The organism is Pseudomonas sp. UFMG81 (assembly GCF_015354575.1).
Classification (GTDB): domain Bacteria; phylum Pseudomonadota; class Gammaproteobacteria; order Pseudomonadales; family Pseudomonadaceae; genus Aquipseudomonas.
The window spans coordinates 1-17793 of the sequence record NZ_JACAFQ010000044.1; the positions used below are offsets into that span (position 1 = coordinate 1).

General features: G+C 67.5%; 8 protein-coding genes. All 8 read left to right on the forward strand.

Features of this window, described 5'->3' with window-relative positions; all coding sequences use genetic code 11:
• The first annotated feature begins 56 nt into the window (after positions 1–56).
• The 8 genes from IX761_RS24115 to IX761_RS24150 all read left to right on the forward strand — a co-directional run bounded on the left by IX761_RS24115 (position 57) and on the right by IX761_RS24150 (position 17783).
• On the forward strand, positions 57–9608 hold the full coding sequence (locus IX761_RS24115) for a filamentous haemagglutinin family protein (RefSeq protein ID WP_228533925.1): 9552 nt from the start codon (positions 57–59) through the stop codon (positions 9606–9608).
• Between the two features lie 502 nt (positions 9609–10110).
• Positions 10111–10722, forward strand: a complete 612-nt coding sequence (locus IX761_RS24120) for a transposase (RefSeq protein ID WP_194792042.1) — start codon at positions 10111–10113, stop codon at positions 10720–10722.
• Positions 10723–10766: 44 nt separating this feature from the next.
• Positions 10767–12362: a ShlB/FhaC/HecB family hemolysin secretion/activation protein gene (locus tag IX761_RS24125; RefSeq protein ID WP_416366814.1), complete on the forward strand. Its 1596-nt coding sequence runs from the start codon at positions 10767–10769 to the stop codon at positions 12360–12362.
• A 30-nt stretch (positions 12363–12392) separates the two neighbouring features.
• Complete coding sequence (locus IX761_RS24130) at positions 12393–14183, forward strand: DUF2341 domain-containing protein (RefSeq protein ID WP_194792016.1); 1791 nt, start codon at positions 12393–12395, stop codon at positions 14181–14183.
• A gap of 10 nt (positions 14184–14193) precedes the next feature.
• Positions 14194–14619, forward strand: a complete 426-nt coding sequence (locus IX761_RS24135) for an ExbD/TolR family protein (protein ID WP_194792017.1) — start codon at positions 14194–14196, stop codon at positions 14617–14619.
• Between the two features lie 8 nt (positions 14620–14627).
• Positions 14628–15407, forward strand: a complete 780-nt coding sequence (locus tag IX761_RS27745; protein WP_194792018.1) for a TonB C-terminal domain-containing protein — start codon at positions 14628–14630, stop codon at positions 15405–15407.
• A gap of 41 nt (positions 15408–15448) precedes the next feature.
• Positions 15449–17131: a putative porin gene (locus IX761_RS24145; RefSeq protein ID WP_194792019.1), complete on the forward strand. Its 1683-nt coding sequence runs from the start codon at positions 15449–15451 to the stop codon at positions 17129–17131.
• Positions 17132–17144: 13 nt separating this feature from the next.
• Positions 17145–17783 carry a DNA repair protein gene (locus tag IX761_RS24150; protein ID WP_194792020.1) on the forward strand — a complete coding sequence of 213 codons (639 nt, stop codon included), beginning with the start codon at positions 17145–17147 and terminating at the stop codon, positions 17781–17783.
• The last annotated feature ends 10 nt before the right edge of the window (positions 17784–17793 follow it).

A 17793-nucleotide genomic window follows, 5' to 3' on the forward strand; every position in this document is an offset into this window, starting at 1 on the left:
GGGATATCACGCTGGCCAGCCTGGGCTTCAACGGCTCGACGGGCGGCAAGCTGACCTTGGCTGGCGACCTGCACGGTCATGGCGTCACCGACGCCGGCACGCTCACCCTGCGTGGCGATAGCGTCGGTATCGGTGCAACGGCGGCCAGCGTCAACCTGGCCCAGGACTTCTTCGACAAAGGCTTCGCCCACTACGACGTGGCGGGCAACCGCGGCCTCGAGGTCGCAGAGGGCGCCCAGGTGGTGGTGAACCGCCCGGTCTATCGCCTGCGCGGCAACACGCTGTCGGCCAACCAGGCGCTGGAACTGTGGACCCCGCCGCAGTATCTGGAGGACGCAGCCGCAGGCAAGCTGAGCCAGCGCCAGGGCGCCAGCCTGCTGCTGCAAGTCGGCACCGGCCAGGAGACCGAGGCCCAACTCGATGCGCGGCAGTTGCGGGTGGGCCGGGGCAGCCGCCTCGAAGTCGACGATGGCCAGGCGATCACGTTACGCAGTCCTGGCGGCATGTGGGTCGACGGCAGCCTGATCGCCCGTGGCGGGCAGATCACTCTCGCCGAACGCGCACCTTTGAGCGAGGAGCTGACCAGCGCCGCCAATACCCTGCCGCACCAGCGCGCCATCCGTGTCGGCAGCAACGCCAACCTGGATGTCTCGGCCCGGGGCGTGACCTTCATCGATGCCTTGGGCGCCCGTTACGGCCAGGTGCGCCAGGGTGGCAACATCGTTATCGGCAGCGGTTTCGATCCCCAGGTGGGCGGCGCCTTCGCCCCTGACCTGTTCGTGGTGGTGGAAGCCGGCGCACGGCTGGATGCCTCGGGTAGTCAGATCATCGTGGATGTACCGAACGTCGGCGCCACCCGGTTGGCCAGCGCGGGCGGCAGCATCAGCCTGGGCTCCGACAACGGCCTTTATGTGGACGGTGCGCTGCGCGCGGCGTCCGGCGGCGTGGGTGCGGCCGGTGGCAGCCTGACAGTGGCGCTGGAAAGTGCCACCGCGCCGTTGAATGCCGCCAACGCCGCGGCCAACCGGCAGCGCGAGCTGCGTATCGGCGCCCGTGCGGAAAGCTTCGCCAACCAGGCGGGTGATCTGGTGTACGGGCATGGTCACCTGAGCGTGGACCAGGTGCGCCAGGGTGAATTCGATCACCTCACCCTGTTCAGCCGCGGCGTCATCAGTTTCACCGACAGCCTGACCCTCGCCCCGGCGGGCAGCCTGAGCCTGTACGCTGGCGCCCTGGCACTGGCCGAGCAGGCCGGCGCCAGCAGCCAGGTCAACCTCGCCTCCGCCCATGTTCGCCTGGCGGGCTACACGCCGCTGCCTGCGCCACCGTCGGGCAGCACCAACAACGAGCTCAGCCAAGGCCTGTCGAGCCGCACCAGCCAGGCTGGGCTGCGGGTCGATGCCGGGTTGGTCGAGTTGCGCAATACACTCACCCTCGGCGCCTCGGCGCAGGGCGTGAACGCTGAGGATCGTCGCGGTTTTGCCAACGTGACACTGGCCAGCCAGGGCGATATGCGCTTGCTCCAGACCCTCGGTGGTACCGATACCCGCCTGATCGCACCTGGCACCCTGAGCCTGAGCGCCGCGCAGATCTACCCAGGCACCAACAGCGTGGCCGTGCTGCAAGCCAGGCACATCGAGGTCGCCCGCAGCAGTGCAGCAACGCCTGATCAACCCTATTCGCTGTTCGGCGCCCTCAGCCTGCTGGCCGACACCATCGACCAGCATGGCGTGCTGCGCGCCCCCCTGGGCGCCTTGACCCTGGGCAATACCTCGACCCGTGAAGTGACCTTGCACCCCGGCAGCCTCACCTCGGTGAGCGCCGCCGGCTTGGTCATGCCGTATGGCGGCACGGTGGACGGGCTGGTGTACACCGCCAATGGCAGTGCGCTGAGTGACTCCCTGCTGAGCAATTCGCTACCTGTCGGCTGGCTCAATGTAAGCCTGGGCGGCGGCAGCATCGCCGTGGCGCCAGGGGCCGTGATCGACCTTTCCGGCGGTGGCCAGGTGCAGGGTGCCGGGTTCATCTCCGGGCGCGGCGGTTCCACCGACGCGCGTTACTATCCACTGGTGCAGAACAGGCCGGATGGCAGCTTCAGCCTGCCCGGGCTTGCAACCAACCCGGTGTATGCCATCGTGCCTGGCGCGCAAGCCAGCGTGGCGCCGCCGTTGCTGGCGGGCGAGGGCGGCAGCCAGCCGCTGGTGGGCCAGCGGATCACCCTGGATGCCGGCGTGCCGGGGCTGCCGGCCGGCACCTACACCTTGCTGCCGGCCAGCTATGCGTTGCTACCCGGCGCCTACCGCGTCGAGCTCAATGGCCAGGCCAGCGCCGGCGCCTCGCGTGGCACGGCCACGGCCATGCGCAACGGTTCATGGAGCCTGACCGGCAAACGTTCGATCGCTGGCACCTCGGTGGTCGACGCGCTGGCCCAGCAGCTGGTGCTCAGCAGCGCCGACAGCGTACGGCGTTATGCGCAATACAACGAAACCAGCCTGAGCCAGTTCCTGATCGATGACGCCGCGCGCCTGGGCATTCCCCGTGCCGCGTTGCCAATCGACGCCAAGGGGCTAACCCTGAACCTGGGCATCAACCGTTCCGGGCGGCCGACGTTCAGCATGGACGGGTTGTTGTTGAACAAGCCACAGGGGCAGGGCCAGGGCAGCATCGCCAGCGTGCTGTTCTCGGGTGATCTGCTGATCCACGGCGAGCAGGCGCCGACGACCTTGAAAACCGGCCAGATGGCCATCTCTGCCGAGCAGCTCAACCGTTTGCAGGCGTCGAGCCTGCGTATCGGCAGTGCGGGGCAGCGACTCTATGGGCAGGGGGGCAACCAGCTGTCGTTCAGCGCCTTGAACGCCAGCAGCATCGTCCTGCAGAGCGGTGCCCAACTGCGCGCCGCCGAGGTGATTCTCGCCACAGGCAAGCTCAGCGGCGCTATCACCGTGGAGCAGGGCGCCCACATCGACACCTTGGGGCTGGGCAAACCGGTCTACGACAGCACCAACGGCTACCTGTACAACCCGCAGAGCAACAGCGTGCTGATCGTCTCCAATGGTTGGGTGGATATCCTGGCGCCGATTCATTCGACAGCCCCGGTAGCGGGCCCCGGCAGCATCCTGATCGGTGCGTGCCAGGCCGTATGCGGCGGGCAGACCGAGCTGTATTCCGAGGGCACCATCGCGGCGGCCACCACCAACCGTTTCGCCCTCGACGACCAGGTGCGCCTGGGCACCCGCAATCTAACCCTGGCCGTCGGCGCCATCAACGTGGGCAGTGCGTCGAGCCTGGCCGCTGCNGCAGCGGCCGGCTACCTGCCCAGCGGGCTGACCCTCGACCAGCAGGTGCTCGATCGCCTGCTGCGCGGCGACACCCAGCGTGGTGCCCCGGCCCTGGAAAATCTCACCCTGACAGTGCGTGACAGCATCAACTTCTTCGGCAACGCCAGCCTGGACACCCTCGACCCGCTGAGCGGCAAATCGCGCATGACCAACCTGGTGCTCGGCACACCGGCCATTTATGGCCACGGCAGCGCCGATGATGTTGCCTTGATTCGCACCGGCAACCTGATCTGGAGCGGCGCCACCCAAGCGGCGCCGGCACTGCTGAGCCATGGCGCCGGCAGCGGCAGCGGGCGCCTGCAGCTGCAGGCCGAGCGCATCGAACTGGGCTACGGGCCGCAATCCCAGCCCAGCAGCCAACCGGCGTTCGGCCGCCTGGCGCTGGGCTTCGGCACGGTCGAGCTGCTGGCCAGCGAACGGATGACGGCCAACCATCGCGGCAGCCTGGCGGTTTACCAGAGCCAGGGTGAATACGTGACCGGCGAGGGCTATCGCTACAGCGGCGGCAACTTGCTGATCCAGGCGCCGCTGGTGACGGGTGAGGCCGGCTCGGTCAACCAGATCCGCGCCGGCGGCACCTTGCAGGTGCTCGGTGGCAATGGCCAGCCCTATGCGCAAGTGGCGTTGAACGGCGATGCCCTGGGCGCGGAACTGTCGTTGAGCGCGCAACGCATCAGCCTCGATACTCGCGTCGCGTTGCCCAGCGGCAAGCTCACCCTCGACAGCCAGGGCGACCTGCTGCTGGGCGCGGGCGCGCAGCTGGACATGGCCGGGCGCAAGGTCAGCCTGAACGACCTGGACAAATACAGCTGGGGCGGCGATGTGATCTTGCGCAGCCAGCAGGGCAACATCCTGCAAGCGGCGGGCTCGGTCATCGACCTGCATGCCGACAACAACCAGGGCGGTAGCCTGGAAGTGGTGGCCCTTGCTGCGGGCGCGGGCCGGGTGGACTTGCTGGGGCGGATCCTGGGCAGCAGTTCTGGCCACTATGACGCCGGTGGCACCCGGGTGCCTTACGCTGGCGCCGGGATCAACCTGCGCGCCCAGCGCCTGGGCGACGGCGACCTCAGCCAGGCCTTCGCCAACCTCAACCAGGCCCTCAACGACGGTGGCCTGCACGGCAGCCGACGCTTCCAGTTCAAGCAAGGCGACCTGACCATCGGTGACGGCCTGCGCGCCAACGATGTGCAGGTGTCGCTGGACAACGGCCGGTTGCTGGTCAACGGCCTGATCGACGCCAGCGGCGAGCGCGTGGGCAACATCCGCCTGGCGGCCGGCAACGGCCTGACCCTGGGCAGTGGCGCGGTGCTCGATGCCCACGGCCGGGTACTGCGGGTGGACAGCTACGGCAAGATCATCGACAGCCCGAACCGGGCCACGGTGGAGCTCAATTCCGGGGCCGGGCAACTGACCCTGGCGCCCGGCGCGCGCATCGACCTGCGCCACGGCACCGAGGCGACGACGGGGCACGATGGCCGGGAACGCGGCACCCTGGCCTTGTACGCGCCGCGCCTGCGCGCCGATGACCCAACCTACGGCGATATCGCCATCGACGCATCCGGACCGCTGTCGATCCTCGGCGCCAAACGCATCGACCTGTTCGCCGTGGCCCGCGACCGCAATGCCCCACCGGGCACTGATGGTCACGTCAATGGCGAAGGCTATGTGCAGGTCGACAAGGCCTACCTCGATGCACGGCATGGCGAAAGCACGCTGTTCATCAACGCTGCCCTGAACAATGCCGCGCTGCGCAACGGCAAGCTGGCCGGCCTGACCCAGGGTTATCGCCAACAACTGCACCTGCGCCCGGGCCTTGAGGTGATCACCGACGGCAACCTGGTGGTCAGCGGCGATATCGACCTGTCGGCGTATCGCTATGCCAGCCTCAACCCCGGTGTGACCGGCTCGGGCGAGGCGGGCAACCTCAACCTGCGCGCCGGTGGCGACATCGAAGTGCTGGGCAGTATCAACGATGGTTTCGCGCCACCGCCGCAAACCCAGGACGACGGCGGCTGGATGCTGCTCGAAGGCCGCCTGGCCTATGGTGCCCAGGTGGTGGTGCCCAATGGCGGCGTGGAACTGCACGCAGGCACCGGTTTCCTCGCCGGGCAGGTGCTCAACTACGACCTGCCGATTCAGGCACGGCAGATGGCAGCCGGCAGCCTGTTGCCGGTACAGGCCACGTTGTCATCGGCCATCGACCTGCCGGCCGGTACGGTGCTGGCGGCGCCGATCTTCAATGCCGACGGCAGCGTGGCCGTGGCCGCCGGCACCCGTCTGGACAGCATCCTGCACCTGGCGGCCGGGATGAAGCTGGGGGCCGGCAGCCGGCTGGTGGTGGACACACCGATCACCGCCATGACCTGGCCAAAGGGCGTGCCCTTGCCGGCCCAGCCCAGCAGCCAACTGGGTTTTGGCGCCGACGACCTGGTGCTGTTGTCGCATAACCTGGTGCTCAAACGCGGCTCGATCATCCCGCCGCGTACCGATATCAAGCTGGGTGGCGCAGGCTCGGTGGCGCTGCGCCCCGACGGCAAGGGCCAGAACTGGGCGGTGGCACGCATGCTGCCGGCCGGCTCGGAGTCGTGGAACCTGCGCCTGGTGGCCGGTGCCGATACCACGGCGGCCGACCCGCGGCTGGCCGACCCCTATGCCACGGGGCAACTGCGCCTGGCCGACCACCATGTCGGGATGAAGGCCGTGGGGGCGAGCGGCTGGGTCTGGACCCAGGAAGGCATCGACGGCTTCGGTTGGCCTGGCAAAGCGGGTGACCCGATCGATTTCGACGCGGTTGGCTATCCCGGGCTTTGTGACGAGTTCCCCACTTACTGCACCAAGTCTGCCCCGGCCAGCGGTTGGGTCTGGACCCAGGAAGGGATCGACAACTTCGGGTGGCCTGGGCAGGCGGGTGATCCGATCGATTTCGACGAAGTGGGCTACCCTGGGCTCTGCGACGAGTTCCCCACCTACTGCAGCAAGGCGCCGGCCGGCGGCGACTATGACCTGACACCCGCTGGGAGCCGTTTCAGCGTATTGCGCACCGGCACGGGTGATCTGGAGTTGATCGCGGCGGGTAACCTGGACATGACCACATTGTTCGGTGTGTACACCGCCGGCACTGCCACCGAGGTGGCCAACGCGTACCAACTGGCGCGTGGGGAGGGCTCGGGCGCGAGCTCGGCCGGCCAGGTACTCCCAGAGATGCTGGGGGGCTATGAAAGCCTGGTGGCTGGCGATGACCGACTCTATCAGGCCTGGTACCCCGAGCAGGGGGGCAACGTGCTGGTGCAGGTCGGTGGCGACCTTACGGGAAATGCCTTGAGCCGCAGCTTCGACTCACGCATCGAACTCGCCCCTCCGCTGCCCAGCGCCAGGGTCGGCAACTGGTTGTGGCGTCAAGGTAGCGGTTCGGCGTTGCCGATGGAGCAGAGCATCGCTACCGCCTGGTGGATCAACTTCGGTACCTATGCCAACTACCAGGGCAACTCGGTGCTGGTAGGCTTCACCGGTTTTGGCACCTTGGGTGGCGGCGATCTGGACGTGCGCGTCGCAGGCCAGGCCGGACTGCTCGATGTGGTCGGCAAGACCAGCGCCGACAGCCGTGTGCAGTGGGACGACAGCGCCCGTTCTCAAGGCCTGCAACTGGCAGTTGGCAGCACCGGGCGGGTGGCTGCCGACGGCAGCCTGACGCTGGGTGGGGGCGGCGATCTGACCCTGCGCGTTGGCGGTGCGGTCAATCCCTCGCGCGCGGCGCTTGGCCAAGTGGACGCGCCGCCATTACTGGGGGTGGCGGCTCACGATCTGCAAGGTACGCTGACCAACCTGCGCGGCAACCTGCGGGTGGCGGCGGCGTCTGTGGGCGCGATCGGCCGGGTCTATGGCGCCCTGGAAGGCAACCAGGACGCCCACGAAGTCCGGGCTTACGATCCGTTCCGTGCCACCCTGGCATCCGCCGCCGGCGGGCTGGTGGTGATACCGGGGGATGCGACGGTGCAGCTCGACACCCGGGGGGACCTGGTGCTGGGTGGGGCGGCGGATCCGGGGCGCGTGCCTTCGCTCAACACCACGCCGTTTGCTGGCCAGGCCGGTGGCGGCAACAGCTGGTTCAGCCTGTGGACACCGAATACGGCAATCGACCTGTTCTCGGCCGGGGGCGACCTGACGCCCAGCACGCAGGTCGTCGAAGTCGAGGGCCAGGGGCCGTTGAGGGGGCTGGATACCTCGCCGACAGATGGGCGCTTCGTCTATCCGTCGATCCTCAGGGCGGTTGCCGCCAGCGGCAATCTTTACTACGGCAACTTCGTCAACGCGCAAGGGACCCGGTACAGCAGCCCTGTCGAGCCGTACTCGTTGCTGCTGGCACCTTCGACGAACAGCGAGTTGCAACTGCTCGCCCAAGGGTCGATCTACGCAGGCGGTTATGCGATCAGTCAGAGTGGTGCTGCGCCATCGGCGTTGGCGACGCCATTCAATCCCGCTTTCAGCGGCGCGTACGGCGCGGTGAGCGTCAGCAACCAGCGACCGGATGGCATCCGCGCCGACCTGGAGCAGGGGCGGCTGCCGTTGTTCGCCTTTGCCGGTACGGGTGCGGCCAACGCCTACGGTCAGCTGCAACCGGCGCGCATATATGCCGTCAATGGCGATCTGGTCGGCGTACGCACCGGTGAAATCCTGGCATTCGGCGAGGCGCGCAGTGGCGCCACCTGGTACGAGGGTGCGGCCCCGGTGTGGATGATGGCCGGCCGCGACATCGTCTACAGTGGCACCGCGCTGGGTGAGCGCACGACCGCGCCAGTGGACCTGGCCGATATTCGCACGGCCACGGTGTACTCGACCGGCAACCTGTTCGTGCACAACGATGCCACCGACCACTCGCAAGTGGTCGCCGGGCGCGACATCCTGTTCAGCAGCTTCAACGTCGCCGGCCCCGGCACGCTGACCGTGAGCGCCGGGCGCAACCTGCGCATGGAGGACCGCGCCGCCATCAACAGCCTGGGTGCCATCGTCGCCGGCGACAGCCGCCCGGGCGCTGGCCTGGTGCTGCAGGCCGGGGTGGGTGCCCATGGGCCGGACTACCGCCGCTTCGCCGCGATGTACCTTGATCCGGCCAACCTGGCCAACAGCAGCGCCAGCCTGGCCAGCCAGCCGGGCAGGGTGGCCAAGACCTACGCCGAGGAGCTGCGCCAATGGCTCGCCGAGCGCTACGGCTTTGTGGGCAATGCCGAGCAGGCCCGTGAGCGCTTCGCCGGCTTGCCGGCCACCGAGCAGGCGGTGTTCGCCCGCCAGGTGTATTTCGCCGAACTGCGCGAAGGCGGGCGCGAATACAACCAGGCCGGTGGGGTGCGCCAGGGCAGCTACCTGCGCGGGCGCAATGCGATTGCCGCGTTGTTCCCGGAGCGCGATGTGGCGGGTAACCCGATCCGTTATGACGGCGACATTCTGTTGTTCGGCGGTGCCGGGGTGCGCACCCAGCTGGGTGGCGCGATCCAGGCGCTGACCCCGGGCGGGCAGCAGATCTTCGGTGTCGAAGGCACGGTGCCGCCAGCCACCGCCGGTGTGGTCACCCAGGGCGGCGGCGATATCCAGCTGTACGCCAAGGGCAGCATCCTGCTGGGCCAGAGCCGGATCATGACCACCTTCGGCGGTTCGATCATCGGTTGGTCGGCCGAGGGCGACATCAACGCCGGTCGCGGTGCCAAGACCACCGTGGTGTATACCCCGCCACGTCGGGTGTACGACGCCTGGGGCAACAGCAGCCTGTCGCCGAGCGCGCCGAGTACCGGTGCCGGTATCGCCACGTTGGCGCCGATCGCCGAGATCCCGCCGGGGGACATCGACCTGATCGCGCCGCTGGGCACCATCGATGCCGGCGAGGCCGGGATCCGGGTGTCGGGCAACGTCAATATCGCGGCCTTGCAGGTGGTCAACGCGGCGAACATCCAGGTGCAGGGCGAGGCCCAGGGCATCCCGGTGGTGGCCTCGGTGAACACCGGCGCTATTACTTCGGCCAGCGCTGCGGCCAGCTCGGCGACCCAGGCTGCGGAGGATGCGGCGCGCCAGCAGCAGGCGGCGGCGCGTGAACGCCAGCCGTCGATCATCACTGTGCAGGTGGTGGGCAATGGTAATGAGCGGCTGGTGCCGGTGCGCAAGGAGACCAGTGTAGCGCCGCGGTATGACGCACAGGGGCCGGTGCAGGTGTTGGGGGCAGGGACGCTCGATGAGCAGGCGCGGGCGCAGTTGACCGAGGAGGAGCGGGGTAATTTGTTGTAAGGGGCTGGTTTTTAGGGGGGCGCGTCAGGGCTGCCAAGTGCTCGCCGAAAGTTTTGCAGTGCTCTTGAGATCGAGCGCCGCCCGCGCGGCGCATCGCTGGCAAGCCAGCTCCCACATCTGTTTCGGGCCAGTTATGTCTGTGAGATCTTCACTGTCCGCCTTGTTTGTACGACGCGGTTTCTGTGTGGACGCTGCCGCCGCCCCATCAGTCTTGAGACATGCGCCAAGGCGGACAGTGATGACCTCACAGGATGGATTGGCCCGAAACAGATGTGGGAGCTGGCTTGCCAGCGATGCGCCGCGCGGGCGGCGCTCGATCTCAAGAGCGCTGCAAAACCTCCGGCAAGCGCTTGGCTGCCCTCACGCGATAACCCTCCGCAATCACCCCGCCCCATGAAGCTTTCATGACAAAAGTTCGGTAGCCATGGGCCACCTCCGTCTTGGGGATGTGCTGTCGCTGAGCAGCTGCTCAGGGACCGGAAGGAGTGGAGCAATGGGGTCTATGGAACGCTACGCGAAGGTGGGGATGCAGGAGCTGGACCAGCGCCTGGCGAAAATCGTCGAGGCGGCGCGCAAGCGCCCGGTGTCGGTCTACCGCTACGGCGCGCCCTGGGTGTGGATCGTCTCCCAGGACGACTGGCAGAGCGCCCTCAAGGAGGTCGACAGCTGCATCCCGCCGGGCCATTCCCTGGCTTTGCTCAAACCCCGCGTCGAGGCGCTGCTGCACGCCGAGCGTGCGCTGCTGGCCGAACTGGCCGAGCGCCACGCCATGCACATCGCCCCCGAGGCCATGATGCAACTGCTGTTACTGCAACTGCTGTACGCGGTGCCCAGCGAGAAACAGCTGCACGAACAGCTCAATTACAACCTGCTGTTCCGCTGGTTCGTCGGCCTGGAACTGAAAGCGCGCATCTGGCCGTTCGGCCAGTTCAGCCACGACCTCGACGTGCTGCTGGGCAGCGAGCAGGCCGTGCGCCTGTTGCAGCGCATCGTCGACGAGGTATGCAGCGGCGCCCTGGCGCAGATGCCGGAATTCAGCCTCAACCTGGCCCTGCTGCACAGCTGGCTGGCCAAGCACACGGGCCAGCGCGGCTCGCCAGACAAACACGCGTAGATCACGGCCAGTGGGCCGAACGCAATCCTGAACGAGGGGGCGGTGTGGAGCATTTGTTCTTCAAACGGTATGGCGCGCGCGCAGGCTTGCTGCTGACCCTGGTCGGCGCCTGTGTGCAGGCGGCCGAACCGTCGGCAGCGGACGCCCAGCGGCGGGTCGACATCAACGAGTACGTGGTGCGCGGCAACACCGTGCTCGACGCCCGGGCCATCGAGGAGGCGGTGTACCCCTTCCTCGGCCCGCAGAAGACCCTGGACGACCTGGAGAGCGCCCGCGAGGCGTTGCAGCAACGCTACCAGGCGCTGGGCTACCAGTCGGTGTTCGTCGAGCTGCCCGAGCAGAAGGTCGAGGGCGGCATCGTCTACTTGCAGGTCAGCGAAACCAAGGTCGGCCGGGTGCGGGTGGTGGGTGCCAAGCACTACTCGCCGGTGGAGATCCGCGAGCAGGTGCCGGCCCTCGCCGAAGGCCAGGTGCCGGACTTCACCCAGGTGCAGGCGGAACTGGCCGACCTCAACCGTACGCCCAACCGCCAGGTCATGCCCATGGTGCGCGAAGGCCAGCGCCCCGGCACCATGGATGTCGACCTGCAGGTCGAGGACCAGCAGCCGTGGCACCTGAGCCTGGGCCTGAACAACGACTACAGCGCCGACACCGAGAAGCTGCGCACGGTGGCCACGGTGGGCTACAACAACCTCTGGCAGCTGGGCCACGCAATCTCGTTGACCTGGTTCACCGCCCCCGAGGACCGTGACAACGCCGAAGTGTGGTCGGGCTCCTACAGTGCGCCGCTGGGCGAGCGCTGGACCCTGCAACTGAGCGGTTTCAAGTCCGACAGCAACGTCGCCACGGTCGGTGGCAGCAACGTTTTGGGCAAGGGCCACTCCTATGGCGTCTCGGCGATCTACGCGATCCCCGGCACCGGCAACTGGGCCCACTCGCTGTCGGCCGGCATCGATTTCAAGGACTTCGACGAGCGCCTCACGTTCGGCGGCGAGGGCGACACGGTGCCGCTCAAGTACGCACCGATCACCTTGGGTTACAACGGCTACCGCTACACCGAGGCGTCGCAGTTCAGCCTGGGCCTGAGCCTGGTGGCCGGTACCCGGCGCTTGTTCGGCTACGGCAGCGACGACCGCGAGTTCGACTACAAGCGCTACGAGGCCGACTCGAGCTTCCTGGTGCTCAAGGGCGACAGCAGTTTCACCTTCAACCTGGCGGGCAATTGGCAGAGCGCCTCGAAGCTGGGTTGGCAGTTGGCCTCGGGGCCGCTGGTCTCCAACGAGCAGTTCGCCGCCGGTGGCGCCACTTCGGTGCGCGGCTACCTGGCCGCCGAGCGCACCGGCGACGAAGGGGTGATGTTCTCCCAGGAGCTGCGCACCCCGTCGATCGGGCCGTATGTGAGCAGCGCCATCAGCGACTGGCGTTTCTACCTGTTCACCGAAGGTGCCCACCTGACCCTGCGCGAACCGCTGCCCGAGCAGGACGACCGCTTCGACCTGCTCAGCGTCGGCATCGGCACCCGCGCCACGCTCAACGACTGGTTGTCCGGCAGCCTGGACTGGGGCCTGCCGCTCAAGGACGGCCCCAACACCGAGAAAAACGACTCGCGCCTGCACTTCAGCGTGCAGGCGACCTTCTGACCCGATCGGCATCGATCCTGGAGACTTTCCATGCAACGCCTCATCTTGACCGTGCTCATCTGCCTGGGCTTCGCCCTGCCGGGCAGCGCCAGTGCCTGGTGGCAGGACGACTGGCAGTTCCGCAAGCAGATTTCCGTCGACAGCACACCGCAAGGCGCGGCGCTGACCCAGGCGCTGGGCCGCACAGCGGTACTGGTGCGCCTGCACACCGGCAACTTTGGTTTTGACGGGGTGAGCGAGAGCGGTGCCGATATCCGCTTCGTCAGCGCCGATGACAAGACCGTGCTCAACCACCGCATCGAAAGCTTCGACCCGCTGATGGGCATCGCGCAGATCTGGGTCGATGTGCCGCGTATCGAGGCTGGCCAGCGCCAGGACCTGTGGATGTACTACGGCAACCCCAAGGCGCAGCCGGCCGATGGCCAGCCGGTGTTCGACGCCGACTTCACCGCGCTGTTCCACTTCGACGGCGCCACCCCCCAGGACGCCAGCCCCTACGGCAACAGCCTGCAGGGCAATGTCGCCGCCATCGACGGGGTGATCGGCCGCGCGATCCAGCTGCACGACCAGCCGCTGCAACTGGCGGCCAACCCGGCGCTGCAATGGCCGGCTGGTGGCGCAATGACCTTCAGTGCCTGGGTGCGCCAGGACCAGTCCGCCGGTGACCAGCTGCTACTGGCCCGTCACGAAGGCGAGCACCGGCTGCTGCTGGGGCTCAGCCTGGGCATGCCGTTCGTGGAACTCGACGGCCAGCGCGCCACGGCCAACCAGGCATTGGCGCCGGGGCAGTGGCAACACCTGGCGCTGAGCGCCGATGGCGCCCGGTTCAGCCTGCTGCTCGAAGGCCGCGAAGTGGCCAGCCTGGCCGCCAGCCTGCCAGCGTTCGCCGGGGCGCTCGGCATTGGCGGCGATACCGCGGCGGGCGAGGGCGCGGCGAACTTCGTCGGCGCTCTCGATGAGTTGCGCCTGTCCCGCGTGGCCCGCAGCGCGCAGGCGTTGCAAGCGGATGTGATGACCCAGGGCGCCGAATCGCGCCTGGTGGTGTATGGCGTCGACGAAGAGCAGTCCGGTTTCGGTTTCGGCAGCCTGGGCTTCTTGCTCAAGGCGGTGCCCGTGGATGCCTGGGTGATCATCGCCGTGCTGGTGCTGATGATGGTCCAGTCCTGGCTGATCATGCTGCGCAAGAACCGTACCCTCAACCGCGTCACCCAGGCCAATGGCGAGTTCCGTGACGTGTTTGCCGACGTCGGTACGCAGCTGGAGAAGTTTGCCGACGACCAGGACCTCAAGCAGCGCCTTGCCCATTCGCCACTGTGGCGCCTGTACCAGGTGGCGGTGAAGGAAATCCGCACCCGCCGCGAGCAGGGCGCCGATACCGCCGTGGTGTCGGCGGCCACCATCGAGGCGATCCGCTGCTCCATGGACGGCGTGCGCACCCGCGAGAACCAGGCCCTGGGCGCCAAGCTCTCGACCCTGTCCAACGCCATCGCCGGCGGCCCCTACATAGGCCTGCTCGGTACGGTGCTGGGGATCATGGTGGTGTTCCTCGGCACGGCCATGGCCGGCGATGTGAACATCAACGCCATCGCCCCGGGCATGGCGGCGGCCCTGTTGGCCACGGCCATGGGCCTGTTCGTCGCGATCCCCGCGCTGTTCGGCTACAACCGCCTGGTCACCCGCAACAAGGAGGTCAGCGCCGACATGCGGGTGTTCGTCGACGAGTTCATCACCCGCCTGGCCGAACTGCACGGCCAGGGCGATGCCGACGAGGCTGCGCAGCGCCACGCCAGCCACGTCGTCCACCCGACCGTCCCGGCCTGAGGAGCGCAGCATGGCATCCGTGAACGCTTCCCATGACGACGACGATGACGCGGCCGTTGACAGCATCAACATCACCCCCCTGGTGGACGTGCTGATGGTGGTGCTGGTGATGTTCATCCTCACCGCCACCGCCCAGGTGTCCGGCATCCAGGTGCAGCTGCCCAAGGCCAGCGCCACGGTGTCGCTGGCCCAGCCCAAGACCAAGGCGATTTCGATCAACGACGCCGGGCAGGTGTTCCTCGACGCCTACCCGGTGACCCTGGCCGAGCTCGAGGACCGCCTGCGCAGCGAGAAGGCGCGCAACCCGGACTTCCCGCTGATCGTGCGCGGTGACGCCGGGGTGCAGTACCAGAAAGTGGTCGAGGTGCTCGACCTGTTGCGGCGTCTGGAGCTGGCCCAGGTCGGGCTGGTCACCGGCAAGCCGAACCAGGGTTGAGGCCAGCGATGAAGCAGACACTCAACAGCCGTCGCCTGCTGGTTGCCGCAGGCCTCACCGTGCTCGGCGTGGTGGGCGCCTGGCTGCTCTGGCAGTGGGCCAACGACATGAGCGGGGTGCGCCGTGAGGCACCGAAAGTGCCGGCGATCATCCCCTTGCCACCCCCACCGCCGCCACCTCCGGAGCCGCCCAAAGAGCCGGAACCACCGGTGGAGGAGAAGATCGCCGAGCCCGAGCCGGTGCCCGAAGCCGAAGAGGTCAAGCCGGCCGAGGAGGCACCGCCCAACCCCGCCGAAGACTTGGCCAACCCCATGCAAATGGACGGTGACGCGCAGTCCGGCAGCGACGCCTTCAACGTCGGCGCCGGCAAGGGCGGCGGCGACGTTGAAGGCGTCGCTGCCGGACTGCGCGTCACCGTCCATTTGCATGGGGTTGGCCAAGTCTTCGGCGGGGTTGGGCGGTGCCTCCTCGGCCGGCTTGACCTCTTCGGCTTCGGCCACCGGCTCGGGCTCGGCACCGGCACCTACAACAACTACATGGCCTCGACCCTGCAGAAGCTGCTGCGCGACAACCCCGAGCTGCGCAACCAGGTGTTCAACCTGCAAGTCGGTGTGTGGTTGAGCGAGACGGGCGAGTTCATCCGCGTGGAGGTGCTGCGTTCCAGCGGTGACGCGGCCAAGGACGAATTGATCGCGGGCGCCTTGCGTGGCGCGCCGCCGATGGCGCAACGCCCACCCGCCGACATGCCCATGCCGGTGCGCATGAACCTGGGTGGGCGGCGCCCATGAACACTGTGAATGCACGACTGACCTTTAGGAGCGTTAGACCCATGATGTGCACAGTAAACCGACTGACCGCCGCGATCGGCCTGGGGCTGCTGGCGACGGTCGGCCCGGCCCTGGCGCAAGCCCCGGCGCCGTCGCAGAACGCTACGGTCAACCTGATCCGCCTGCTGGTGGAGCAGGGGGTGATCAAGCAGGACCACGCCAATGCCCTGATCCAGCAGGCCGAAACCGAAGCGCAGCAGGCCCGTGCCAGTGTCGCCGCGGTGCCAGCAGCCAACGGCGAGGTGCGCGTGCAGTACGTGCCGGCCATCGTTCGCGAGCAGATCCGCGACGAGATCAAGGCTGAAGTCATGAGCACCGCCAAGCAGGAGAACTGGGCGGCGCCGAATACCTTCCCGGACTGGGCTTCGCGCATCAGCTTCGATGGCGACGTGCGCTTGCGCGACGAGTCGCGCTACTACTCGGACAGCAACAGCAACGAGATTGTCGACTTCGCCAAGCTCAACAAGGACGGCCCCTACGACGTCAACCCCAACAGCAGCCGCAGCCTGCCGCCACTGCTCAACACCCGCGAGGACCGCGAGAACCTGTTGCGCCTGCGTGCCCGCTTCGGCCTGACGGCGGTGTTGGCGCCCACCTGGACCGCTGGCATTCGTATCGGTACCGGCAGCGACGACAACCCGGTGTCGACCACCCAGACCCTGGGCGGCGGCTTCGGCAAGAAGGACCTGTGGCTGGACCGTGGCTACCTGACCTGGAAACCCGACCAGCGCCTGGCGCTGACCGGCGGGCGGATCGCCAACCCGTTCCTGTCCACCGACATGCTGTACTCCCGCGACCTGAACTTCGACGGGGTGGCTGCGATCTTCGACCAGCCGTTGAACGACGGGCTGAACCTGTTCGGCACCGTCGGCGCGTTCCCGGTCGAGTACACCCAGGACACTTCCAGCAGCAACGGTTTCGACAAGGAAGAAAGCGACAACAAGTGGCTGTACGGCGTGCAACTGGGCAGCAAGTGGCAGCTCAATGACAGCAACCGCCTGACCGGCGCACTGGCGTACTACCGCTTCGACGATATCGCCGGCCAGCGCTCCTCGGCGTGTGCACCGTGGGCAGGGGACCCGGGCTGCGACACCGATGGCAGCCGCCCGACCTTCATGCAGAAGGGCAACACCCTGTTCCAACTGCGCAACATCAGCCTCGACCCGAGCAACCCCGAGGCCACGCCGCAGCCACAGTTCGTGGGCCTGGCCTCGGAGTTCGACCTGCTCGACCTCAACCTGATCTGGGATACCGACCTACCGGGTGACCTGAAACTGCGCAGCCACGCCAACTACATCCATAACCTGGCCTACGACGAAGGCGACATGCGCAAGCGTTCGGCGGGCCAGTTCGTCAACAACCTCGACAGCAGCGGCAAGCTGGAGAGCGGTGGCGATGCCTGGCTGGTGCAGTTCACCCTGGGCAACGCCCTGGAGCCGAGTGCGCGCGGCGACTGGAGCCTGTTCGCCGGGTACCGCTACATCCAGCCCGACGCCATGCCGGACGGTTTCAACGATTCTTCGTTCCACCTCGGTGGCACCAACGCCAAGGGTTATGTGCTGGGGGCCAACTACGGCCTGGAGAAGAACATCATCGCCACGGCCCGTTGGCTGAGTTCCGAGGCGGTCTACGGTGCGCCGTTCGACATCGATGTGCTGCAACTGGAACTCAACACGCGCTTCTAGCCGGAGGTCGATCATGAACAAGCAAGCCCCTCGGGCGCTGTGGCTGGCGCTGGGCCTGTGCCTGGCGAGCAGCGCCACGGCGCAGACCCTCGAAGAGCGTCTGCGCGCCCAGTTGCGCAGCACCGCCCAGCAGTTGCAGGCGCTGCAGAGCGAGCAGGCCCAGGCCACGGCGGCGCGCCTTGGCGCCGAACAGCAGCGTGATGCGGCCTTGGCCCAGGTCAAGCAGCTGAGCGCGGAGCTGGCCCGCAGCCGTGGCCAGGCCGAACAACTGGCTGGGCAGCAGCAGGCGCTGCATAGCCAGGCCCAGGCCTTGGTGGCCAGCAGCAATGAGCAACTGGGCAAGTACAAACAGGCCTACGACGAGCTGCTGGTGATGGCCCGGGCCAAGGAGAGCGAGCGCGCGACCCTGGCCGGCCAGCTGCAGGCACGTGACGGCGAGGTGCAGCAGTGCGCGCAGAAGAACCAGCAGATGTATGGCGTGGCCAAGGAGATTCTCCAGGCCTACGAGAAGGTCGACCTGGCCGATGTGATGAACATGCGCCAACCTTTTGCCGGCAGTGCGCGGGTGAAGTTCGAGGAAATGGCGCAAACCTTCGGCGATCAGCTATACCAGACACAGTTCGATGCGGCGCAAGCACGCGCCGCGCAATGATGTATCGACA